Source organism: Polaromonas sp. P1_F8 (assembly GCF_056405635.1).
Window position 1 is genome coordinate 137632 of sequence record NZ_JBFUBS010000005.1, and the last position, 22556, is coordinate 160187.

Consider the following 22556-nt stretch of genomic DNA (forward strand, 5'->3'; position numbering starts at 1 on the left):
TCTTGCTTATTTGCCGGCCAGTACCGCGGGGTTGAGCGGGGTCAGCGGCTTCTTGCCGCCGAAATATGCGATCAGGTTGTCGGCAGCCAGGCTGGCCATGGCAAGGCGCGTGGGAATGGTGGCGCTGGCGATATGCGGTGTCAACACCACATTGGGTACGGTCAACAAGTCGGGATGCACCTTGGGCTCGCCCTCGAACACATCGAGCCCGGCCGCTGCGATGCGCTTGCTCTTCAAGGCCGCAGCGAGTGCGGCATCGTCGACGATACCGCCGCGCGCGATGTTGATCAGGTTGGCAGTGGGTTTCATCAATGCCAGTTCTGCGGCGCCAATGGTGTGGTGGGATGAAGGCGAATACGGCAGTACCAACACCAGGTGATCTGCGGTCTTGAGCAGTTCTTCCTTGCCGACGTAGCTGGCTTTGCATTCTGCCTCCAGCGTTGCATCCAGGCGCGAGCGGTTGTGGTAAATCACCTTCATGCCAAATCCATGGGCACCGCGTTTGGCAATGCCCTGCCCTATGCGTCCCATGCCCAGGATGCCCAGCGTCGCGCCGTGGATGTCGGAGCCCGCAAACATGTCGTAGCTCCATTTGGTCCATTTGCCGGCGCGCAGGTAATGCTCGCTTTCGGTCACGCGACGGGCCGTGGCCATCAGCAGGGCAAAACCGAAATCAGCGGTGGTTTCGGTCAGGACATCCGGGGCATTGGTGGCCAGCACGCCGGCAGCGGTCATGGCGTCGATGTCGAAGTTGTTGTAGCCCACCGCCATGTTGGCGCAAATTTTGAGCCCCGGGCAGGCGGCCAGCACCTCCGCGTCGATTTTGTCGCCGCCGGTGGTGAAGGCGCCGTCCTTTCCCTTGAGGCGCTCGGTGAGCTGGGCCTTGGACCAGGTCTCGTCGGCCTGGTTGGATTCAACCTCGAAATACTGCTCCAGGCGGGCGATGACTTCGGGGAACACAGCGCGTGCAACGAGGATTTTGGGTTTGGTCATGGTGTTTTCACAGGTGATGCGGGAGCAGGTACTTCCGTCCCGGTGGGGGAATGCATTGCGGACGTCGCCGGTGCGGTCGCTGCAATCTTTCGGACACGGGGAGCGTCAGGATGCCAGCCAAGCACGGCCAGCAAGACAAAAAATCCAGCCACATAGCCCAGCGCCACATGCCAGCCGCCCTTGATCCAGGCGCCAACCGACTTGGCCTCGGGGTACATATTCGACAGGGCCACGCCAGCGGAGGAGCCAAACCACAGCATGCTGCCGCCAAAGCCGACGGCGTATGCCAGAAAGCCCCAGTCGTAGCCGCCCTGGTGCAGGGCCAGCGCCGTGAGTGGAATGTTGTCAAACACCGCACTCACAAAACCCAGGCCGAAAGCAGTTTGCCAGCTGGCGGCCGGCAAATGCTGCACCGGCATCATGGAAGCGCAAAGCACCAGCGACAGCAGAAACACACTGCCGCGTGTGGCGTCAGGCAACAAGCGCCAGTCAGGCCGGCGCCAGGGCGTGGTCACTGCGATGGCCACCCATACCGCGATGCCGATCACCGGCAGTTGCTCCAGCACCGCCGGATCGCGCAGGTTGAAATACACATTGGCAGCTACTGCCGACAGCAGAATGATGGCGACGATGCCCAGCCGGGCCCAATGCAGATGCGCGCCCGCAGCGGCGTCCTTCATGATGGGCTGCAGCGCGTGCTGCTGGCGCGCAGCGATCACGCCGAAGATGCCCAGCGCCACCAATGCACCGACATAGGACTCGAAGACCTGGCCCGGCGAAACCCCGGCAATCCACATCATGGTCGTGGTGGTGTCTCCCACCACACTGCCCGAACCGCCCGCGTTGCTGGCGGCCACGATGGCAGCCAGGAAGCCGATATGAATGCGCTTGCGGTACAGCGCAGATGCCATGGTGCCACCTATCATGGCCGCCGCGATATTGTCAAGAAAACTGGAGATCACGAAGACCAATACCAGCATCACAAAGCCGCCTTTCCAGTCGTCGGGCAGATAGCGCGGCAGCAGTGCGGGGATACCGCTTTTTTCAAAATGATCAGACAACAGCGCAAAGCCCAGCAACAGGCCCAGCAAGTTGCCGAGCGTCACCCACTCGTGCGCGAGCAATTGCAGCAGGCCGCCCATACCAGGCACGCCTGAAAAATCACCCAGCGCGAGCTTGTAAAGCGTGATGACCGCCAGGCCCGCCAACGCCACCTTGAGCGTGTGATGATGGAACACCGCAACGCCGAGCAGCGTCAGGCCAAACAATACGAAATCAAGGGGAACGCCTGCAATGGTCACGCGCGGGTTTTCAAGATAAGCCAGGTAGGCTGTCGATTATGCAGGCGAGGCGATTTCAAACACCTGCCGCAAATAGGCCAGGTATTTTTCGTCGTCGCACATGTTCTTGGAAGGTGTGTCAGACAGCTTGGCCACGGGTTGGCCGTTGCAGCGGATCATCTTGATCACGATCTGCAGCGGCTCGTAGCCCAGGTCATTGGTGAGGTTGGTGCCGATGCCGAAGGCCAGCTGGCAACGCCCCCTGAACTGCTGGAACAGCTCGATGGTGCGCGGCACCGTCAGGCCGTCGCTGAAAATCAGCGTCTTGGTCTGCGGGTCGACCCGGTTCTTGGTGTAGTGCGCAAGCATACGCTCGCCCCACTGGAACGGGTCGCCGCTGTCGTGGCGGGCGCCGTCAAACAGCTTGCAGAAATACATGTCGAAATCGCGCAGGAAGGCACTCATGCCGTAGACGTCCGACAGCGCGATCCCGAGATCGCCCCGGTATTCCTTGGCCCATGACTCGAAGCCAAAGACCTGGCTGTCACGCAGACGCGGCCCCAGCGCCTGGCAGGCCTGCAGGTATTCATGCGCCATGGTGCCTAGCGGCGTCAGGCCGAGCTTCATGGCAAACAGCACATTGCTGGTGCCGGCGAACTGGCCGCCCACCCCGGTGCCCAGCCGTGTCACCAGGGTGCGCAGCACTTCTTCGTGCCAGGCTTTGCCAAACCGGCGGCGTGTACCGTAGTCGGCGATCTTGAGCGTTCGCAGGCCTTGCGTCTGCAGCTTCCCAATTTTGGTCTCCAGGCGCTTGCGCCCCTCGGCCAGGTCCGCCTTCTTTTGCGTGTTGCGAAAGTAGACCTCATTGATGATGGCCAGCACCGGAATCTCAAAGAGGATGGTGTGCAGCCAGGGGCCCTTGATGGACACGTCGATCTCGCCCGAAGGCAAGGCCGTGACGCTGACGTATTTTTCATTGAGCCGGAAGATGCCGAGGAAGTCGACAAAATCGCTCTTGATGAAGCGCATGGCCTTGAGGTAAGCCAGCTCGGCGTCCTGGAAACGCAAGCTGCACAGGCCACGGATTTCTTCGCGTATCTCGGTCACATAGGGCGCCAGATCACCGATGCCCGGAGCGCCGGCGTTGCGGCACTTGAAGCGGTATTCCACCTCGGCGCCCGGAAACTGGTGCAAGACCACCTGCATCATGGTGAACTTGTACAAGTCAGTATCTAGCAGGCTGGTGATGATCATGGGGAACGCTTGAGGGCCGCAGCGCCAGGGCGCCTTGGCGGTTAATCAGATGAACAGGCCCGGCGCCAATGCCGCACCGGGGCCTTCTTCAACTCGCGCTGGCTCAGGTACCGAGAAAATCCACTTCAAACAGCAAGGTGGCGTTCGGTGGAATCACGCCACCGGCGCCGCGCGCACCATAGCCCAGCTCCGCCGGAATGACGAGGCGGCGCGTACCACCCACCGACATGCCTTGCACGCCTTCGTCCCAGCCGCGGATCACCTGCCCTGCGCCAAGGGAAAACTCGAAAGGCTGGCCGCGGTCCTTGCTGGAGTCGAACTTGGCGCCCTGGACGCCGTTGTTATAGAGCCAGCCGGTGTAATGAACCTTGACATGCTGCCCCGCCTTGGCGATGGCACCGGTGCCCAGCACGGTGTCTTCGTATTGCAGGCCGGAAGGTGTGGTGGTGAGATTCATTGTGAGGTCCTTCTAAAACAGGTGAAAACAAAAAAACAGAGCCCAAACAGGCAAACAGGAATCGCGTCTTTTCGCGAATCCCTGACTTTACCCGCAACACCTAAACCAGCCGGCGCGTGCGGGGATGCAGCTGCGCTGCTTCTGGCTTCTAGTCAAGCCATGTGGTGAATTCCGAAGCCGGGACCCGCGGTGTACGGAAGGTGTTGACGCGCGCCGTTTCATCGGCATAACCCAGCGCCATACCGCACACCAGCATTTCACCCTCACCCGCGCCGATGTGCGGGAGGATGATCCGGGAAAAGCCGTTCCAGGCTGCTTGCGGGCAGGTGTGCAAGCCCAGGCCGCGTGCGGCCACCATGAGGCTCTGCATGAACATGCCGTAGTCCACCAGTGAACCCCGGCCCATCACGCGGTCCAGCGTGAACATCAGGCCCACAGGCGCGTCGAACAGCTGGAAGTTGCGGTGATGCTGCACATGCATCTTGTCCTTGTCACCCTTGGTGATGCCCAGCAGGCCGTAGAGGCCCCATCCGTTTTCGCGGCGGCGGTCGATATAGGGCGAGACCCACTTTTCAGGGTAGTAGTCGTATTCCTCTTTGTAGTCGGCGGCCAGCGCGGGGTTGGCGTATATCGCATCATGGGCCTGACAGACTTTTTCCACCAGCATGTCCCGGCTGGTGCCCTGCAGCACATAGACCTTCCAGGGCTGGGTGTTGGTGCCAGAAGGCGCGCGGCTGGCCACTTCCAGCAGGTGGGCGATGGTCTCGCGCGGTACCGGTTTGGGTAAAAACTGGCGTATCGACTGGCGGCTGACGATGGCTTCATCTACAGCATTGCGTGCATCGCCTGCGCGGCGCGGGGTGATATAGGGAAGCACGGGCGGTGCCTGGGTCATCGGAGGGTCTCCAGTACAGAAAGCAGTTCGGGGGGCAGCGGCGCAGGCCGGCGCGTGACGCGGTCGACATACACATGGATGAAATGGCCCCGGGCCGCGCACGGTGCACCCTCATCGCCGGGGAACAGGGCCACCTCGTAGCGCACGCTGGACGAGCCGACGTGTGCCACACGGATGCCTGCGACCACCGGCTCCGGAAAAGCCAGCGGCGCGAAGTAATTGCATTGGGTTTCGATCACCAGGCCGATCACGCTGCCGGTGTGGATATCGATGGCGCCGCGTTCAATCAGGAGGCCGTTGACGGCGGTATCGAACCAGCTGTAGTAAACGACGTTGTTGACGTGACCGTAAACATCGTTGTCGGACCAGCGGGTGCCGATGTCGCGAAAGGCTTTATAGGCGCTGCGGGCTTCAGCCTGCGGGCGTGTCGGGGAGGTCATGAGGACCTATTTTGCCAGCGTGAATCTGGCCGGGCTCAGGATTGGATTTTTGGGCTGCTGGGAGGCCTGATCGGAAGCGGCTCGCGCCCCAGCAATTCCGGCAAGCGATTGGGTGAAGGCACGTTGTCCCGCTGCAGCAAAATCCAGTGCCCATACGAGAAAGGCGAAAAGTGCAGGACGTCGCACACATGCGCGCCCAGGCGTGCCGCCCAGTTGGGCGTTGGAATCTGCAGCGCAGGGGTGGCCGTGTAGTCGGCGCGAAGCTCACGCAGGTACTCCGCGTAACCGTAACGGCGAATGCCGCCGAGTTCAACCTCGCGGTGGCCCGCCAGGGAAGAAAGAGCCGCAAGCGCAGCAAACGCTTTCCCAAGATCGGTGGCAGCCATCGCCGCAATACCGCCGCGCGCACCGCGCGGAATAAATTGCACTGGCGAGCGCGACAAGCCGCGCAGCCAGCGGGCGCCAAAGCCGCCCTCACCGTCGAGCAAAGAGGGCCGTACGATGGCGTAATCGCTGCCAGATGCCGCGATGGCATGCTCACCCAGCAGCTTGCTCGACAAAAACCGGCTTTTGGCGCCTGCGTGCAAGCCCAGGGCCGAAGTATGAATCAGCCGAATGCCGGCGCCGGCGCAAGCGACGGCCAGCGCCGCCGGTGCGCGGTGATGCACATGGTCATACGACTCATTCGGCCGCTGGCGCAGGATGCCCACGCAATTGACGACCACGTCCACATCCTTCAGCAGGGTTGTCCACGCATCGGGCTGCAACAGCTGCTCAAAGCGCACAGGGCGCAAGACAGCAAAAGGATAGGCCTCTTCGTGGCGCGAAGGATGGCGGCTGCCGATCGAAACCTGCGCGCCCGACGTGTGCAGCGCCGCGACGGCATGGCGGCCGATAAAGCCAGTGCCGCCCAACACGAATACGCGGAGGGCGTGGGCAGCATGGGCTGCGCTATCTTTCCGGGAATCCCTCGGGTGTGGCTGCATGTTCTTGTTGCTATTAGCTTGTTTTATTTCGTGGCCACCTGGGATGGCCTTGGCAATGTAGCAGCAATCCCCGTTGGATCAGCCTCGCTACGGATTCCAGCGCTTCCAGTATTCAAGCGCCACCCGGTAGGTGTTCATCTGCACCTGCACGGTTTCGTCGATATTGATGCCATAGCCACCCGCCATGGAAAACGCCAGCGGGATGCGGCGCTGCCAGGCCCAGTCGAAGACGCGCCGGTCGCGCGCCTCCAGGCCGTCAAAGCTCAGGGCCAGCCGTCCCAGCCGGTCGCCTTCAAAGGGGTCAGCACCGGCCAGAAACAGCACCAGCCCCGGCTCAAAGCGCCGCTCCAGTTCGTCAAGCGCGTGCTCCAGCGCCTGCAGATAGGCTGCATCGCCGCAGCCGTCCGGCAGGTCCACATCGAGGTCGCTGGCTTCTTTTCGAAACGGGAAATTCTTTTGCCCATGCAACGAAAGCGTGAACACGCTGGTGTCCGCGGCAAAGATGCTGGCGGTGCCGTTGCCCTGGTGCACGTCCAGATCAATGATGGCGACCTTCAGCGGCTTGCGCTCGTGGCGGTACAGCCGCGCCCACTCTGCCTGCATGAGCCTGGCGGCCACCGCCGCATCGTTGAAAACGCAGAAGCCGCCGCCTTTGTGCGCATACGAGTGATGCGTGCCTCCGGCCAGGTTGGCTGCAACGCCCTCGCCCCGTTTGCCCCCAGGCCCCATCGCCACGCGGGCCGCTGCAACGGTGGCGCCGGCAGAGCGGCGCGCGCGCTCGGCCATGCCCAGACTCCAGGGAAAGCCGATCTCGCGCTGCGCGGGCGCCGGCAAGGTTCCGTGGGTGATGGCATCTATATAGGCGGGCGTGTGAACAAGGGCAAGTTCACCATCGGTGGCGGCTGGTGCCTGTGCCATTCGAACGGCCGGCAGTTCGTTGACCAGGCGATCGCGCAACAGCCGGTATTTGGCCATGGGAAAACGGTGCCCAAGCGGCAGCGGCAATACGAAGTTGTCGGCGTAAAAAGCTTGCAAGATGAGAAGCGAGGAAGGGTTTCAATGATTGTGGCCTGAAGGGGCAACAACCGTCATGTAGTACCGAGCGCGGGAAACCATGGATTTTTGGATACTTTTGCACTCTGTTTTCGGAGTACAAATAGGGCTCGACATCTAAAATGGTGCAGTGCAACAAAAACCGCTTGCAATGCCTCGGCCAATGTCTATACTTGGGGTCATGTTGCAGTGCAGCAATTCAGCGCAAAGCAACTATTGACCCGACGACTCATTAACTTATATCTGGAGATTAATTATGCTGACCGCTGAACAAATCATGGCCTCCCACAAAGCCAACATCGAAACCCTGTTTGGTCTGACCCACAAAGCCTTCGAAGGCGTTGAAAAGCTGGTCGAACTGAACGTGCAAGCCACCAAGGCTGCCCTGGCCGAAACCGCCAACCACGCACAAGCCGTGATGGGCGTAAAAGACGCGCAAGAACTGATGGCCCTGCAAGCCGGCCTGGTCCAGCCCCTGGCTGAAAAGACCGCCGCTTACAGCCGTCACCTGTATGACATCGCTTCGGCTGCTGGTGCTGAACTGGGCAAGACCCTGGAAGGCCAAACCGCTGATGCACAGAAGAAGTTTGTCGGCCTGGTCGACAACGCCGCCAAAAACGCACCAGCCGGTTCCGAAACCGCCGTTGCCGTGATGAAGAGCGCTGTTGCTGCCGCGAACAACGCATTCGAATCCATGCAAAAGGCTGTCAAGCAAGCCAGCGAAATGGCTGAAGCCAACTTCAACACCGTGGCTGCATCCGCAGTGAGCGCCACTAAGACCGCCTCCAAGAAGCGTTAATTGTTATTCATTGTTCCCGCACCTTCTGCGGGAACGACCGGAGCCTGATCCCGGAACCTTGCGTAACAGCACGATTCCAGACCCCTTGTCTCCTCGGATCCATTCGAAATTCATTTTCACGGATCCAGTTAAGCCCAATCGCAAGATTGGGCTTTTTTTTGCCTGGCGTATCCATATTTAAGCCATTCAGGCTTTTTGCCCAATACGGACGGGCGCCAGCAGCTATCAAAACAATAGCAACTACCTTGCCATCACCACACCCGCCGCGGCCAGTTTTGCCTTCAGTTGGGGCAACGCGGCCAGCATGGCAGCACGGCCTGAATCGATGGCGCGCTGCCGCGCAGAGAAGTCGGCGCTTTTCAGACCCGTAAGCGACGGACGGACCACGACGTCAGCATCCTTGAGCTCGTACTGGTTGATGCTTTTGCCCATGATGGCAAAAGTCTGCAGCAGGATTTGCAATGTGTCGCCGGCGAGGTTGGCCTCGGGCGGGCTGGAGATGTCGACGGCAATCACGACGTCGGCGCCCATCTGCCTGGCAAAGCGCACAGGCACCGGTGAGACCAGACCGCCGTCCACATACTCGCGGCCGTTGATCTTGACGGGCACGAACACGGCCGGCACTGCACTGGATGCGCGCACCGCTGTGCCGGTATCACCGCGCTGGAACAGCACGGCCTGGCCGCTGTTGAGGTCGGTGGCGACAATCCCCAGCGGAATGGCCATGTTTTCCATCAGCCGGTTGGCCACCAGGTCGTTGACATAGCGGGCCAGCGCGTCACCGCGGAACATGCCGCGGCCGATGATCGGCAGCATCCAGTCGGTGATGGCAACTTCCTCCATGTTCAGCGCGGTCTGCTGCAGCTGCGCGCTGGTCTTGCCGCTGGCATACAGCGCCGCCACCAGGCTGCCGGCCGACGTGCCGACCACCAGCTGCGGTTTGAGCCCAGCCTCCTCCAGCACGGCGATCACGCCCACGTGGGCAAAGCCGCGTGCGGCGCCCCCGCCCAGCGCCAGGCCGATGCGTGGCGGCTTTCTTGCGGTCTCTACCGGCAGTGGCGCCACGGGTGCGGCCGGACCGGGCGGCGCTGTAGTGCAGCCGGCAAACAGCGATAAAACCGCAGCCAGGCAGATGCCCGCCAGCCAATCCGGCCCTCGTGAAGGCTTGCGCAACGTAGGGGGACTACCAAGAATGATTCTTATTTGCTTTATCATGGCCGGGCTTTAAAAATACCAGTAAGGAAGTGGAAAGTTATGTACAAAAAAGTGGTTCTCTCGTCGCTGCTGTTGCTGGCAGGCTTGGCATCAGCGCAGGAACAGGTGGTCAACTTGTATTCTGCCCGCCATTACCAGACCGACGAAAAGCTCTACAGCGACTTCACCAAAGCGACCGGCATCAAGGTCAACCGCGTGGACGCGGACGACGCCGGCATTTTGGCGCGCCTGAAGGCCGAGGGCGCGGCATCTCCTGCCGACGTAATTTTGCTGGTCGACGCCGCGCGCCTGCACAAGGGCGATGTAGACGGTCTCTTCAAGCCCATCAAGTCGCCCGCCCTGGAAGCCGCCATCCCGGCCAAGTTGCGCGCCAGGGAAACGGCCGAAGGCACAACCTGGTTCGGCTTTTCAACGCGCGCCCGCGTTGTGGTGTTCGACAAGCTCAAGGTCAAGAAAGCTGACGTGGACACCTACGAAAAGCTGGCCGACCCGAAGAACAAGGGCCTGCTGTGCACCCGCTCGGGCGCCCATCCGTACAACCTCTCCCTCTTCGGTGCGGTGACCGAGCATCTTGGCGAAGCCAAGGCCGAGCAATGGCTCAAGGGCCTGGCGGCGAACATGGCGCGTGACCCCAAGGGCGGCGACAGCGACCAGATCAAGGCCGTGGCCAGCGGTGAATGCGGCATTGCGCTGACCAACACCTACTACCTGGCGCGCATCATGCGTTCCAACGCGCCTGAAGACAAAGTCGTGGCCGACCGCGTGGGCGTGGTCTTCCCCAACCAGGACAGCTGGGGCACGCATGTGAATATCGCAGGCGCTGCCGTTGCCAAAAACGCCAAGAACACGGCCAATGCCGTCAAGTTCATGGAATACCTGGCCAGCCCGAGCGCGCAAGAGTACTTTGCCAACGGCAACAACGAATGGGCCGCCGTGCCGGGCCTGGGTGTGAGCAACCCGGCTCTCAAAGCCATGACGCCATCGGGCAACGGCAGCTTCAAATCGGAAACCATCCCGATCAGCGCCGTGGGCAACAACCAGCTCAAAGTGCAGCAGATGCTGGACCGCGTCGGCTACAAGTAAGCCAGCGCCCATCTTTTGCGAAAGCCCGGCCGCCGAAAGGCGCCGGGCTTTTTTCATCGCCGGGCCGCCCCAAGATGAAAAGCGCCCCTCGGGGGCAGCGACCACACGAAGTGAAAGAGCGCGGGGGGTACTTTTCATGCGCCATAATTGACGTTTACGTTAACGTCACATAAAACGTTCACGCAAGCTCTTCAAAATCCCTCCATCTTCATCAAGGAACCACCATGGAAATCGCAGGCAAAGTATTTATCGTCACCGGCGGCGCATCGGGCCTGGGTGAAGGCACGGCACGCATGCTGGTGGCCAACGGCGCCAAAGTCGTCATCGCCGACATGCAGGCCGACAAAGGCGAAGCCATCGCCAAAGAGCTGGGCGAAGGCAAAGCCGCCTTCGTCAAATGCGACGTGAGCCAGGAAGCCGATGGCCAGGCCGTGGTGGCGAAGGCGGTTGCCATGGGTAAACTGATGGGCTTGGTGAACTGCGCCGGCATTGCGCCCGCCGAAAAAACCGTGGGCAAGAACGGCGCGCACAGCCTGGGCGCATTCAGCAAAACCATCACCGTCAATCTGGTGGGCAGCTTCAACATGATCCGCCTGGCGGCCGACGCCATGTGCAAGAACGACCCGGAAGCTACCGGCGAGCGCGGCGTGCTGATCTCTACCGCCTCTGTGGCAGCCTACGACGGCCAGATCGGCCAGGCGGCCTACAGCGCCTCCAAGGGCGGCATCGTCGGCATGACCCTCCCGATCGCCCGCGACCTGGCCCGCAACGGCATCCGCAACATGACCATCGCGCCCGGCATTTTCGGCACACCCATGCTTTTTGGCATGCCGCAGGAAGTGCAGGACTCGCTGGCCGCGGGCGTTCCTTTCCCTTCGCGCCTGGGCACGCCACAGGACTACGCCCGCCTGGCCAAGCACATCATTGAAAACGACATGCTCAATGGTGAAGTCATTCGCCTGGATGGCGCGATCCGCCTCGCACCTCGCTAATCTGCGTTAAGCGATTTCAAGCATCTGGGTGCAGCGCTGCCAGCCGTTCAGTCAGCAGCGCTGAAAGCCGTTCAATCACCTCGTTGACGCGGGCCGGCACATAGCGCCGGCTGGGCACCACCGCATAAAGCGGCGCCGGCTCACCCAGGTGACCCGCAAAGAGGCGTACCAGCTTGCCGCTGGCCAAAGAGGCCATGAGGTCGATCTCGGACTGGTAGACGATGCCCCGCCCCTCCAGCGCCCACTGCAGCGCAATGGATGCGTCGTTACAGGCCAGCGGCCCAGCCACGCGCACCTGAAAAGGCGCGCTGGCCTCTCCCTGCAATTCGAACTGCCACTGATCCTGCCGGCGCTCGCGCACATGGCAGACCAGGCAGTCGTGTTGCGCAAGCTCACAAGGCTCCAGAGGGGTGCCGCGGCGCGCCAGGTAATCGGGGCTGGCACAGGCCACGCGCCGGGCCGGCGCCAGCAGGCGCGCCGAATGGGTCGAATCCATCAGCGGCCCGTTGCGCAGGGCGATATCAATGCCCTCGCGCACCAGATCCACACGCGCATCGCTGATCTGCAGGTCGATTTCAATACCCGGGTGAGTGTTGGCAAATTCGGCCAGCCAGTAGGCCAACATCTCGCGGGCCAGCATGGCGGTGGCGGTGATGCGGATGCTGCCCGTCAAGCCGAAGGTGCCTGCGCGGACTTTGGCCTGGCCTTCTGACACCAGCTCAAGCGCGCGGCGGGCATGGTCGACCATGACAGCACCCTCGGCCGTGGGCCGCACGGCGCGTGTGGTTCGCTCAAACAGACGTACACCCAGCGAGGTTTCCAGCCGCTTGATCGCCGCACTGACGGCCGCTGTAGACAGCCGGCAGCGCTTGCCCGCTGCTGTAAGGCTGCCAGTTTCCGCCGTAGCCAGCAGCACGCGCAAGGCATCGAGATTGTCAAATTCCATGGAAGAGTGATTTCTCTGAAACGCCATTGTGAGGCGCGGGGCCGCTCGATATATTCAACGGCGCAGGCACAGGGTCCTGCCACAAGCTACAACTACATTCAAGGATATCGCATGAGACACGCCTTCCCGGCGCTGGCAGCCACCACGCTGCTTGCCGCCTGTGCCAGCAGCCCCACCGCATTTAACTACCAGGTCCCCGCCGATGAAGTCGCGCGCGGCACCAAGTACATGCAGCCCGAAGGATCTTCGGGCTTCACCCCCAAGCCCGGCTGGGCCACCAAGACCTTCGCCGTGGCCGCCGCCAATCCGTTGGCCACCGATGCGGGTTACCAGGTGCTCAAGGCCGGCGGTTCCGCCATCGACGCGGCGATTGCCGTGCAAATGGTGCTCACGCTGGTGGAGCCGCAGTCCAGCGGCATAGGTGGCGGCGCATTCCTGCTGCACGCCAACGGCGGCAAGGTCGAGGCCTTTGACGGCCGCGAAACCGCGCCCGCAGCGGTGGACGAAAAGCTGTTCATCGGTGCCGACGGAAAACCCCTGGCGTTTTACGAGGGCGTGGTCGGCGGTCGGTCGGTCGGTACGCCCGGCACGGTGCGCATGCTGGAGATGGCCCACAAACAATACGGCCGCCTGCCCTGGGCCCAGCTCTTTGTGCCGGCCATCCAGCTCGCAGAAAACGGCTTCAAGGTCAGCCCGCGGCTCAACACCTTGCTCAAGGGCGAAGTGCACCTGAAGAAAGACGCTACCGCTGCGGCCTACTTCTACAAGGCCGACGGCAGCCCCGTCGATGTGGGCTCCGTCTTGCGCAACCCGGCGCTCGCCGACGTGCTGCGACAGATCGCTGCCAAAGGCTCCAGCGCGCTGCTCGAAGGCAAAGTCGCGCAAGCCATCGTCACCAAAGTGCAGGGCCACGCCACCAACCCCGGCAAGCTGGCCCTGGGCGACCTGGCCGGCTACCAGCCCAAAAAGCGCGACCCGATCTGCTCGGACTACAGCGCGGCCGGCAAGGCCTACCGCCTCTGCGGCATGCCGCCGCCCAGCTCGGGCGCGATTGCGGTCGGCCAAATCCTCGGCATCCTGAACAACACGCCGGCTGCCACGATGGGCCTCGTTAGCGGCACCGGCGGCGTTCCCGGCACAGTGTCGCCCACACCTTCGGCCGATTGGCTGCACCTCTACACCGAGGCTTCGCGCCTGGCCTTTGCCGACCGCGGCCAATACCTGGGCGACCCGGACTTCGTGCAGCCACCCGGCGGCAGCTGGATGAGCCTGGTGGCCCCCGCTTACCTGAGCGAGCGCGCCAAGCTGATCCAGCCCACCGGTCCCAGCATGAAGACCGCCAAGCCGGGTGTTCCGGGCGCCGTCACAACCGCCTACGCACCCATGCCAGACCAGCCCGAGTACGGCACCTCGCACATCAGCATCATCGACGGCTATGGCAACGCCATCGCCATGACCACGACGATTGAAGACCAGTTCGGCTCACGTCTGATGACCGACGGCGGCACCGGCAAAGCCGGCGGTTTTTTGCTGAACAACGAACTCACCGATTTCAGCTTTGCCCCAACAGACGCTGAAGGCAAGCCCGTGGCCAACCGCGTGCAAGCCGGCAAACGCCCGCGCTCGTCGATGGCGCCCACGCTGGTGTTTGATAAAAACTCGGGCCAGCTCGTCATGAGTGGCGGCAGCCCCGGCGGTGCGCTCATCATCCACTTCACCGCCAAGACGCTGTATGCCACGCTGAACTGGGGCCTGAACGCCCAGCAGGCGATTGACCTGCCCAACTTCGCCTCACTCAACGGCCCGAGCATCCTGGAAGAAAAGCGCTTTTCGCCGGCGACCGTCGAGGCGCTGCGAAGCCGCGGCGCCGAAGTGCGCGAGCAAACCATGACCAGCGGCCTGCAGGCGATCCAGAAAACACCCGACGGTTTCTTCGGCGGCGCTGACCCGCGGCGTGAAGGGCTGGTGCTCGGCGACTGAACCGGCACACCCTCGTCCAGGCTCACTGCGTGTAGCCTGTTCCCCCCTTGCAGGGGGGGGCGCCTGCGGCCCGGCAAAGCCGGTTCCACGGCTGCCCGCTTGTGAAATACCCCACTGCTTGTGCCACTGACTCTTCAAACCAGCATGAGCCACGGGACTGGCTTTGCCAGACCGCAGGCGGGCGGCACCCTCGGGGGGCAGGGAGCTACACGCAGTGAGCGACCGTGGGGGCGATAATTGCTTTATGGCCATCCCCCAATCGTTCATCCAGGAGCTGCTCGCGCGCGCCGACGTGGTGGACATCGTGGGCCGTTATGTGCAGCTCAAAAAGGGCGGCGCCAATTTCATGGGGCTGTGCCCCTTCCATGGCGAAAAATCGCCCTCTTTCAGTGTCAGCCCCTCCAAGCAGTTCTATCACTGCTTTGGCTGCGGCAAAAACGGCAACGCCATCAGCTTCTTGATGGAACACGGCGGCATGACCTTTGTCGAAGCCGTGAAAGATCTGGCCCAGCAATACGGCCTGCAAGTGCCGGAAGACGACGTCTCCCCGCAAGACAGGGCACGCGCCGCCCAGATGCGCGAACAGCAGGCCACACTCACCAGCGTGCTTGAAAAAGCCGGCGTCGCCTACATCAAGGCTCTGCGCAATTCGGAACGTGCTATCGACTACTTCAAGGGCCGCGGCGTCTCGGGTGAAGTCGCCAAGACCTTCGGCCTGGGCTACGCACCTGAAGGCTGGCGCAGTCTGGCCAGTGTCTTTCCCGATTACAACGACCCGCTGCTGGTGGAAAGCGGCCTGGTCATCACCGGCGAGCCCGGCGACGAAAACCAGGCAGGCGAAGCCAAGCGCTATGACCGCTTTCGTGACCGGGTCATGTTCCCGATCCGCAACGTCAAGGGGGAATGTATAGGCTTTGGCGGCCGCGTATTGGGCGACGACAAGCCCAAATACCTCAACTCACCCGAAACCCCGGTCTTCAGCAAGGGGCGCGAGCTTTATGGCCTGTTCGAGGCCCGCACTGCCCTGCGCGAACACGGCTATGCCCTCGTCACAGAAGGCTATATGGACGTGGTGGCTCTGGCGCAGCTGGGGTTTGCCAATGCGGTGGCCACCCTGGGCACCGCCTGCACGGCTGATCACGTGCAAAAGCTGTTCCGCTTCACCGACTCAGTCGTCTTCAGCTTTGACGGCGACGGCGCCGGCCGCCGTGCCGCCCGCAAAGCGCTGGACGCCGCCCTGCCCTTTGCCACCGACGTGCGCACCGTCAAGTTCCTGTTCCTGCCGGCCGAGCACGACCCCGACAGCTACATCCGCGAGCACGGCCAGGAAGGCTTCGCGGCCTATGTCAGCAAGGCCGTGCCGCTCAGCCGCTTCCTGCTGGAAGCCGCCGCCGAGGGCTGCGACCTGGACACCGCCGAGGGCCGCGCCCATATGGCCAGCAATGCCCGCCCGCTGTGGAACCTGATGCCCGACGGCGCATTGAAACGCCAGCTGCTGGCTGAAATTGCCGACAGGGTACTGATTGACAGCCGCGAACTGATGCAGCTTTGGCAACCCGCGACCTCCAAGGGTAACTATAAAAATAATAGCAGCTTGCGCCCGTCCAATAAGGGCCAGAAGCCGGAATCATCCTCAACATCAAGCGCTTCCCAGGACATGTCCGGCCCTGCGGACTATCTTCCGGATTTTCGCGAGGAGTCCGATTACACCTCGTCCGAGCCCTCTGGCAGCTATTTCCCTGCACCGTCAACGCCGGGACGCAGCTTCAGCGCACGGGCCCCGCGCCGCGTGGCTGGCCGTATCCTGCCGGCCAGCCGTGAAGACCGCGTGCTCAGGCTGCTGCTGACCGAGGCCCAGACCTGGGATCGCCTCAGCACTGAAGAGCACCACTTGCTGGTCGAGTTGCCTGAGCCCCACGGCCCGCTTTTCATCTGGCTGGAGAGTCAGCTGCACGAGCACGGGCCCCAGCCGTGGGCCGCGTTGCGCGAAGGGCTGCGCGGCCATCCTCACGAAAGACATGCCACAGCGCAGATCGCACAGATTCCCGAAGGCATCGAAAGTGACTGGGATGAGGTTCGGAGCATCCTGGACCAGCTCCTGCGCCTGCACCGCCAGCGCGAGATGAGCGAGCTGGCCGCCCGGGCCGCCACCGACCCGGCCGCCCGGCAGCGCTACCTGGAACTGGCCGCCAGCCTCAAAACCGCCGCCACCGACCCGGCCCGCTGAGCCCGCCCGGCCCCCGGGAAAATCCCTGTTTCTGGGCCATATAAATCGCCCAAAAAACAGGCAACAGGGTATAATCCGATTTTCGACGGCAAGCGCGACAGCAGCACCTCCGGCCCGGCCACCCTGAAACTTCGGGGAACTCACAGATGAGACGGCCACTTCCCCCAGGAATTTCCGCAAGGACTGCACACCAAATGTTCGCCCAAACAGCTTGCCCGGGAAAATAAGCCGCCATGTGCCTTTGGCATTGCCCGGCCTGTTTTCCGCCCTCTCGTTTTGACTCTGAACTCTTGTCACCGTGCCTGTGCTTTGTACAGGCGCCAAGGCGCATTTTTGTTTACTGGTAGCTGATCGATATTTAAAACAATTCCCGACAACTGGAGGTCCCATGCCTACTGCCAAGCCGAAAAAGCCGAGCACATCCAAGAAGCCGCAAAGTGCGCAGCCCAAAGCTGCCGCCAAGCCCAAAGCCAAGGCAGCGCCCAAAGCTGCGGCCCGGCCCGCAGGCAAGCCTCCAGTCAAAGCAGCAACCAAAGTTGCAGCAAAGCCTGCCGCCAAAAGCGGCAAGGTTGAAAAGCCGGGAAAACACGCCATATCTGTTAAACCCAGCAAACCCAATGCCCTGGTGAGCAAAGCCCCCCTGAAATCCGCGATTTCCGATTTGCCCCTGAAGAAAGCCCCCGCCGTGCCGACCAAGTCCAGTCCTGAAGCCAAGCCCCTCGCCGTCTCCGCCGACGTGCCCGTGAAGAAGAAACCCGGCCGCCCGCCCAAGAACCCGGCAGCCGAAGGCAGCGCGCCTGCCACCACCGGCGCCAAGCGCGGCCGCAAGCCGAAGAGCGCTGCCGGCCCGGTCAAGACGGGGGAAGACCTCGACATGTCCGACATTGAAGACGATCTCGTCGGGGAACCCATCGCGGAAACGACCGAGAAGGTCAAACCGCTGCGCATGAAAATCAGCAAGGCGAAGGAACGCGCCCTGATGAAAGAATTCGGCCTGGACGAAACCGTCCTCTCCGAAGAAGACATGCTCAAGCGCCGCCTGCGCCTGAAAACCCTGATCAAGCTCGGTAAAACACGCGGCTACCTCACGCATGGCGAAATCTCCGACCACCTTCCCGACAAGCTGGTCGATGCTGAAACGCTGGAAGTCGTGGTCAACATGCTCAACGACATGGGCGTGGCCGTCTACGAGCAGGCGCCTGACGCTGAAACCTTGCTGCTGAACAACACCGGCCCCACGGTTGCCACTGAAGAAGAAGCCGAAGAAGAAGCCGAAGCCGCGCTGTCCACCGTCGACAGCGAGTTCGGCCGCACCACCGACCCCGTGCGCATGTACATGCGTGAAATGGGCACAGTTGAGCTCTTGACACGTGAAGGCGAAATCGAAATCGCCAAGCGCATCGAGGGCGGCCTCATGAAGATGATGGAAGCCATCTCGGAAAGCCCCGCCACCATCGCAGAAATCATGCGTCTGGGCGAAGAAATCCGCGAAGGCAAGATCGTCATTTCCACCGTGGTCGACGGCTTTTCCAACCCCAATGAAGCCGACGACTATGTGGCCGAAGAAGACTTCGACGAGTTCGACGAAGAGGACGATGACGACGGCAAGGGCGGCTCCAAGGCCCTGACCAAGAAGCTCGAAGAGCTCAAGAAGGAAGCCCTCAGCCGCTTCGACAAGATCGCCACCCTGTTCGAGAAAGTCCACAAGACTTACGACAAGGAAGGCTACGGCACACCCACTTACGTGAAGTCGCAAAAAGCCCTGAGCGACGAGCTGATGACCGTGCGCTTTACCGCCAAGACCATTGAAAAGTTGTGCGACATGCTGCGCGGCCAGGTGCTGGATGTGCGCAAGAAAGAGCGCGAGCTGCGCCGCATCATCGTCGAGAAATGCGGCATGCCGCAGGAAGTCTTCATCAAGGACTTCCCGCCCAACCTGCTCAACCTGAAATGGGTTGAAAAGCAGGTTGCCTCCGGCAAGCCGTGGTCGGTGGTGATGGCGCGTAACGTGCCGCCCATCCAGGAACTGCAAACCAAGCTGGCCGAACTGCAGGCCCGCGTGGTGGTGCCGCTGGCCCAGCTCAAGGACATCAACAAGCGCATGAATGAAGGCGAGTCCAACTCGCGCGACGCGAAGAAAGAAATGATCGAGGCGAACTTGCGCCTGGTGATTTCGATCGCGAAGAAGTACACCAACCGCGGCCTGCAGTTCCTTGACTTGATCCAGGAAGGCAACATCGGCCTGATGAAGGCCGTCGACAAGTTCGAATACCGCCGCGGCTACAAGTTCTCGACCTATGCCACCTGGTGGATTCGCCAGGCGATCACGCGCTCCATCGCCGACCAGGCGCGGACCATCCGCATCCCGGTGCACATGATCGAAACCATCAACAAGATGAACCGCCTGTCACGCCAGCACTTGCAGGAATTCGGCTTTGAGCCGGACGCCAGCATCCTGGCCGCCAAGATGGAAATTCCGGAAGACAAGATCCGCAAGATCATGAAGATCGCCAAAGAGCCGATCTCGATGGAAACGCCGATCGGTGACGATGACGATTCGCACCTGGGCGACTTCATCGAAGACAGCGCCAACACCGCACCGCTGGAAGCCGCGATGCAGGCCGGCCTGCGCGATGTGGTGAAAGACATCCTCGACAGCCTGACGCCGCGCGAAGCCAAGGTGCTGCGCATGCGCTTCGGTATCGAAATGTCGACCGACCACACGCTGGAAGAAGTCGGCAAGCAGTTCGACGTGACGCGCGAACGCATCCGCCAGATCGAAGCCAAGGCGCTGCGCAAGCTCAAGCACCCTTCGCGCTCGGACAAACTGCGCAGCTTTATCGATACGCTGTAAGCAGCTTTTTCCTCAAAGCCTCTTGAGAGCCCGGCCCCGGAAGGTGCCGGGCTTTTTTATGCCCGTTTGAAATTCAAGGTGCCGTCAGCCCTACCTTGCGCACGAACGCATCGAGCGGCACCGACCACATATTGCCACCGTAGGTCAGCAGCGAATGCCCATCATGCCCTGGCACCGGGCCCGTCTGGACGAACTGCGTGTCGCTGCCGCCTGCCCTGAAGGCCTCGTGCCATCCGCGGGGCGCCTCGGCTCCCCAGAACTGGTCGTTCTCGGCGTAGAGCCACAGGTTGGGCACCTTGACCAGCTTGCCGAGTTCACCATAGGTTTTACCCATGTTCTCGGGCTTGCAACTCCTGGCCGGGGAGTCTTCCGGATTACCGCCGGAGCCGCCCGCGAAATTGACGGCGCCGACGACGCCCGGCAGATTGAGCGCCGCGACCAACACCGTCGTCATGCCGCCCACCGACTGCCCTTCGAGAAGCACCTTGTCCTTGCGCACCCAGGGCTGCTGCAGCGCCCATTGGTGCAACGCGACTACTGTCTGGCCCGCGTGGCTGGCCACACGCGTGAAGTCGGCATCGCCGGTGCAAACCTTGCTGCTCCACCGGATGCCTGAGTCCTCCCTGTCGGAGCCCCCGGTATCCCCGTATCCCGGCCGTACCGGGGCAACCACGGCAACACCCTTGCGAAGCCAGTAGTTGGCGTGCCCGACCAGTACCGGGTACTCAAGCTTGGCCCTGTCAACGCGCGACGGCGCCCGCCCATGGGAAAAGATCACCAGCGGAAACGGACCTTCGCCCGCGGGCTTGTAGAGATGGGTGACAACCTCATACTGTTTACCGTCGATCAGCAGAGGCAGTTTCACGATCTGCGGCGGCACGCGTTCGGGCTGCTGCGCCCATGCGGGCATGCCCGCCGCCTGCGCCGCCCACACCATCCCGAATATCCACGCCAGTTTCCACCATCGCATACTCAGCTCCTTGTTTGTTGCCGGAGCATTCTGACATGCGAAGTGCGCTTGCCTAGGAAGTGCTGAAGCGGTAGAGCGTGCGGCCCTGGCGGCTCTGTCCCGGCTCATGCACGGCGGAAGGAAACGTCGGTACATTGGGAGCATTCGGATAACACTGCGGCTCAAAGCAGAGGCTTTGCTGCTGCGCGTACTGCCTGCCGCCCTTGCCCGGCCCGCCGGCCAGCGGCTCGCCTGCCACAAGGCCGGTATAGAACTGCATGGTGGGCTCGGTCGACCAGACTTCCATCGTGCGCCCGCTGTTGGGCGCATTCACGCGGGCACACAGCGCCAGTTCTCCGTCACCAGTTGCTGAGCGGTCAATCTCAAAACAGTCGTCGTACCCGGCGACGAGGCCGATACCGGCCTCGGCTTGCGGGCCGCGCACGCGCTTGTTCAGCACGACCGGCTTGCGCAAATCAAACGGCGTTCCTTCCACCGGCAGCAACCTGCCTGTCGCGATGAGGTCAGGCGCCATCTCGAAATAGCGGCCGGCGCAAATCGTGACCTCGTGCTCCAGCGCATTACGACTTCCCGGGTCTTCGAGATTGAAAAAAGCATGCGTGGTGAAATTGGCTACCGTGGGGGCATCCAGCGCGAGCGCCTCGTAGTCGAGCACCAGCTCGTTCGCCTCGGTCACACTGTAGGTCAGGCGCAGCTCCATCGTGCCCGGAAAACCCTCTTCCCCATCGGCAAACACATAACGCATTTCAACGCTGGAATCGCTGCGCTGCACCGCTTCAAACACCCGAAAACGCGAGCCTTTCATGCCGCCGTGCAGGCAATGTGGGCCGTTGTTGGCGGCCAGCACATGCTCCTTGCCACCCAACGTGAAGCGCGCATGGCCAATACGGCCTGCATAGCGCCCGATGAAGGCACCCACCGAAGGCGCTCCGCCGATCACGCCGTCGATGCTGTCGTAGCCCAGCACCACGTCGCCAAAACGGCCATCGCGGCCCGGCACCAGTACCTGCTCGATCTTTGCGCCGTAGTTTGTCACGCAGACAGTCATGCCTTGATCGTTGCGCAGCGTGAACAACGCGGTGGGCTTGCCGTCGATCTCGCGCACAAACCGCGCGGGATCAAGCAGCATCACGGTATTCAGCTTGCTCACTTGGCAATAATGGTCAGCAGTTCTTCGCGTGTGGTCGGATCGGCCATGTATTTTCCGTACAGCGGCCCCATGCGCCTGACCATGGGCGATGCGTCCCTGACCTTGACGAACTGCGAGCCCTGTTTGGTCGTTGTCTCCAGGGCAGCGGCAACTCGCTTGTTCCACAGTTCGCGCATCAGGATGGCGGACTTTGCACCGGCCTCCGAAAACGCGGCCTTGTCTTCCTTGCTGAGTTTGTCCCATAGCTTGGTCGACACCACCAGGGCCTCCGGCGAGATCACGTGGTTGGTCATGTAGACGTTTTTTGCGACTTTGTAGTGTCCTGTGGACTCATATGAAGGCAGGTTGTTCTCGGCACAATCCACTTTGCCCTGTTCCAGAGCGCCCAGCACATCCTTGAAAGGCAAGGCCACCGGCTTGGCCTCCATGAGTTTCACCATTTCGATATAAACCTCGGACTGTTGCACCCGGATATTCATACCGGCCAGATCCCTGATGTTGCCTACGGGTTTGACGCAGTAAAAAGAACGTCCACCACCGTCGTACCAGCCCAGTACAACGAAGCCAGCGGCCTTCAGGTTGGCGGCAAAACGCTCACCCAGCTTGCCGTCCAGATGGCGAAACATGTGTGCAGAATCAGTGAACAGGAAGGGCAGGTTCAGCACCTTGATGCCCGGCACGGCGTCCGACAGCGGACCGGAACTGAACTCGGCCACATCGATCTCGCCGCTCTTGAGCATCTGAACGGCCTTGGGCTGGTCGCCAAGTGTGCCGCTGTTGAAAAGCTCGATGTTGTAGCGGCCACTGGTGCCCTTGGCCACCTGCTCTACAAAACTCTTCATGGCTTCCGATACCGGATAGCCATCGGGATGAATGTTCCATGCCCGCAGCTTGGTCTGAGCCATGGTAGCGCTCGCGCATAGGGCAAAAGAGAGGCACAAAAGCCCCTTGAATGAAGTCCGCATGTTTTTGTCTCCTGGCG

Annotated in this window: 19 protein-coding genes; 6 read left to right on the forward strand and 13 right to left on the reverse strand. The window is 61.9% G+C overall.

Annotated features, from left to right (window positions below; translation table 11 throughout):
• Positions 1–6 precede the first annotated feature (6 nt).
• The 8 genes from AC1D1J_RS17885 to AC1D1J_RS17920 all read right to left on the reverse strand — a co-directional run bounded on the left by AC1D1J_RS17885 (position 7) and on the right by AC1D1J_RS17920 (position 7340).
• Complete coding sequence (locus tag AC1D1J_RS17885; RefSeq protein ID WP_477695446.1) at positions 7–993, reverse strand: 2-hydroxyacid dehydrogenase; 987 nt, start codon at positions 991–993, stop codon at positions 7–9.
• Positions 990–2294, reverse strand: a complete 1305-nt coding sequence (locus tag AC1D1J_RS17890; protein WP_477695447.1) for a citrate transporter — start codon at positions 2292–2294, stop codon at positions 990–992. The genes AC1D1J_RS17885 and AC1D1J_RS17890 overlap by 4 nt, the downstream gene beginning before the upstream one ends.
• Positions 2295–2330: 36 nt before the next feature.
• Positions 2331–3527: a nicotinate phosphoribosyltransferase gene (pncB, locus tag AC1D1J_RS17895; protein ID WP_477695448.1), complete on the reverse strand. Its 1197-nt coding sequence runs from the start codon at positions 3525–3527 to the stop codon at positions 2331–2333.
• Positions 3528–3630: 103 nt separating this feature from the next.
• On the reverse strand, positions 3631–3984 hold the full coding sequence (locus AC1D1J_RS17900; protein WP_457278836.1) for an FKBP-type peptidyl-prolyl cis-trans isomerase: 354 nt from the start codon (positions 3982–3984) through the stop codon (positions 3631–3633).
• A gap of 148 nt (positions 3985–4132) precedes the next feature.
• Positions 4133–4879: a nitroreductase gene (locus AC1D1J_RS17905; protein ID WP_477695449.1), complete on the reverse strand. Its 747-nt coding sequence runs from the start codon at positions 4877–4879 to the stop codon at positions 4133–4135.
• Positions 4876–5319, reverse strand: a complete 444-nt coding sequence (locus tag AC1D1J_RS17910; RefSeq protein ID WP_477686851.1) for an acyl-CoA thioesterase — start codon at positions 5317–5319, stop codon at positions 4876–4878. The genes AC1D1J_RS17905 and AC1D1J_RS17910 overlap by 4 nt, the downstream gene beginning before the upstream one ends.
• A gap of 35 nt (positions 5320–5354) precedes the next feature.
• Positions 5355–6236 (reverse strand): NAD(P)H-binding protein, encoded by an 882-nt coding sequence (locus tag AC1D1J_RS17915; protein ID WP_477695450.1) that lies wholly within the window; start codon positions 6234–6236, stop codon positions 5355–5357.
• 156 nt (positions 6237–6392) lie between these two features.
• The gene (locus tag AC1D1J_RS17920) at positions 6393–7340 is read right to left on the reverse strand and encodes a histone deacetylase family protein (RefSeq protein ID WP_477695451.1); all 948 of its coding nucleotides are present in this window, start codon (positions 7338–7340) and stop codon (positions 6393–6395) included.
• Between the two features lie 271 nt (positions 7341–7611).
• Between AC1D1J_RS17920 and AC1D1J_RS17925 the strand changes: the two genes are divergently transcribed.
• Positions 7612–8157, forward strand: coding sequence for a phasin family protein (locus tag AC1D1J_RS17925; RefSeq protein ID WP_457279775.1), 546 nt, complete (start codon positions 7612–7614; stop codon positions 8155–8157).
• Between the two features lie 240 nt (positions 8158–8397).
• On the opposite strand, the gene AC1D1J_RS17930 is transcribed toward AC1D1J_RS17925, so the two are convergent.
• Complete coding sequence (locus tag AC1D1J_RS17930) at positions 8398–9291, reverse strand: patatin-like phospholipase family protein (RefSeq protein WP_477686919.1); 894 nt, start codon at positions 9289–9291, stop codon at positions 8398–8400.
• Positions 9292–9411: 120 nt separating this feature from the next.
• Here AC1D1J_RS17930 and AC1D1J_RS17935 point away from each other — a divergent pair, with 120 nt between their 5' ends.
• Together AC1D1J_RS17935 and AC1D1J_RS17940 are read left to right on the forward strand one after the other, a co-directional pair.
• Positions 9412–10455 carry an extracellular solute-binding protein gene (locus tag AC1D1J_RS17935; RefSeq protein WP_477695452.1) on the forward strand — a complete coding sequence of 348 codons (1044 nt, stop codon included), beginning with the start codon at positions 9412–9414 and terminating at the stop codon, positions 10453–10455.
• Between the two features lie 224 nt (positions 10456–10679).
• On the forward strand, positions 10680–11447 hold the full coding sequence (locus tag AC1D1J_RS17940) for a 3-hydroxyacyl-CoA dehydrogenase (protein WP_477686847.1): 768 nt from the start codon (positions 10680–10682) through the stop codon (positions 11445–11447).
• Between the two features lie 16 nt (positions 11448–11463).
• Here AC1D1J_RS17940 and AC1D1J_RS17945 read toward each other — a convergent pair whose 3' ends face one another.
• Positions 11464–12393, reverse strand: coding sequence for a LysR family transcriptional regulator (locus AC1D1J_RS17945; protein ID WP_477695453.1), 930 nt, complete (start codon positions 12391–12393; stop codon positions 11464–11466).
• Positions 12394–12504: 111 nt separating this feature from the next.
• On the opposite strand from AC1D1J_RS17945, the gene AC1D1J_RS17950 reads away from it, so the two are divergent.
• The 3 genes from AC1D1J_RS17950 (at position 12505) to rpoD (ending at position 19454) form a co-directional block, all read left to right on the forward strand.
• Entirely contained in the window at positions 12505–14373 is a 1869-nt protein-coding gene (locus AC1D1J_RS17950) for a gamma-glutamyltransferase family protein (RefSeq protein WP_477695454.1), read from the forward strand.
• Positions 14374–14617: 244 nt separating this feature from the next.
• Positions 14618–16600 carry a DNA primase gene (dnaG, locus tag AC1D1J_RS17955; protein ID WP_477686844.1) on the forward strand — a complete coding sequence of 661 codons (1983 nt, stop codon included), beginning with the start codon at positions 14618–14620 and terminating at the stop codon, positions 16598–16600.
• A 388-nt stretch (positions 16601–16988) separates the two neighbouring features.
• Positions 16989–19454 (forward strand): RNA polymerase sigma factor RpoD, encoded by a 2466-nt coding sequence (rpoD, locus tag AC1D1J_RS17960; RefSeq protein ID WP_477695455.1) that lies wholly within the window; start codon positions 16989–16991, stop codon positions 19452–19454.
• Between the two features lie 73 nt (positions 19455–19527).
• Here the strand turns inward: rpoD and AC1D1J_RS17965 are convergent, their stop codons facing one another.
• Genes AC1D1J_RS17965 through AC1D1J_RS17975 form a run of 3 tightly spaced genes read right to left on the reverse strand, consistent with a single transcriptional unit; the run spans position 19528 to position 22539 of the window.
• Positions 19528–20424 (reverse strand): dienelactone hydrolase family protein, encoded by an 897-nt coding sequence (locus AC1D1J_RS17965; RefSeq protein WP_477686842.1) that lies wholly within the window; start codon positions 20422–20424, stop codon positions 19528–19530.
• A gap of 52 nt (positions 20425–20476) precedes the next feature.
• The gene (locus AC1D1J_RS17970) at positions 20477–21574 is read right to left on the reverse strand and encodes an aldose epimerase family protein (protein ID WP_477686841.1); all 1098 of its coding nucleotides are present in this window, start codon (positions 21572–21574) and stop codon (positions 20477–20479) included.
• Positions 21571–22539 (reverse strand): TRAP transporter substrate-binding protein, encoded by a 969-nt coding sequence (locus tag AC1D1J_RS17975; protein ID WP_477686840.1) that lies wholly within the window; start codon positions 22537–22539, stop codon positions 21571–21573. Before AC1D1J_RS17975 ends, AC1D1J_RS17970 begins: the two co-directional genes overlap by 4 nt.
• Between the last annotated feature and the right edge of the window lie 17 nt (positions 22540–22556).

Coding starts and splice junctions, on each gene's coding strand:
- AC1D1J_RS17940 (WP_477686847.1), top strand. CDS start 10,680: ATGGAAATCGCAGGCAAAGTATTTATCGTCACCGGCGGCGCATCGGGC.
- AC1D1J_RS17910 (WP_477686851.1), bottom strand. CDS start 5,319: ATGACCTCCCCGACACGCCCGCAGGCTGAAGCCCGCAGCGCCTATAAA.
- rpoD (WP_477695455.1), top strand. CDS start 16,989: ATGCCTACTGCCAAGCCGAAAAAGCCGAGCACATCCAAGAAGCCGCAA.
- AC1D1J_RS17950 (WP_477695454.1), top strand. CDS start 12,505: ATGAGACACGCCTTCCCGGCGCTGGCAGCCACCACGCTGCTTGCCGCC.
- dnaG (WP_477686844.1), top strand. CDS start 14,618: ATGGCCATCCCCCAATCGTTCATCCAGGAGCTGCTCGCGCGCGCCGAC.
- pncB (WP_477695448.1), bottom strand. CDS start 3,527: ATGATCATCACCAGCCTGCTAGATACTGACTTGTACAAGTTCACCATG.
- AC1D1J_RS17905 (WP_477695449.1), bottom strand. CDS start 4,879: ATGACCCAGGCACCGCCCGTGCTTCCCTATATCACCCCGCGCCGCGCA.
- AC1D1J_RS17965 (WP_477686842.1), bottom strand. CDS start 20,424: ATGCGATGGTGGAAACTGGCGTGGATATTCGGGATGGTGTGGGCGGCG.
- AC1D1J_RS17885 (WP_477695446.1), bottom strand. CDS start 993: ATGACCAAACCCAAAATCCTCGTTGCACGCGCTGTGTTCCCCGAAGTC.
- AC1D1J_RS17935 (WP_477695452.1), top strand. CDS start 9,412: ATGTACAAAAAAGTGGTTCTCTCGTCGCTGCTGTTGCTGGCAGGCTTG.
- AC1D1J_RS17945 (WP_477695453.1), bottom strand. CDS start 12,393: ATGGAATTTGACAATCTCGATGCCTTGCGCGTGCTGCTGGCTACGGCG.
- AC1D1J_RS17900 (WP_457278836.1), bottom strand. CDS start 3,984: ATGAATCTCACCACCACACCTTCCGGCCTGCAATACGAAGACACCGTG.
- AC1D1J_RS17975 (WP_477686840.1), bottom strand. CDS start 22,539: ATGCGGACTTCATTCAAGGGGCTTTTGTGCCTCTCTTTTGCCCTATGC.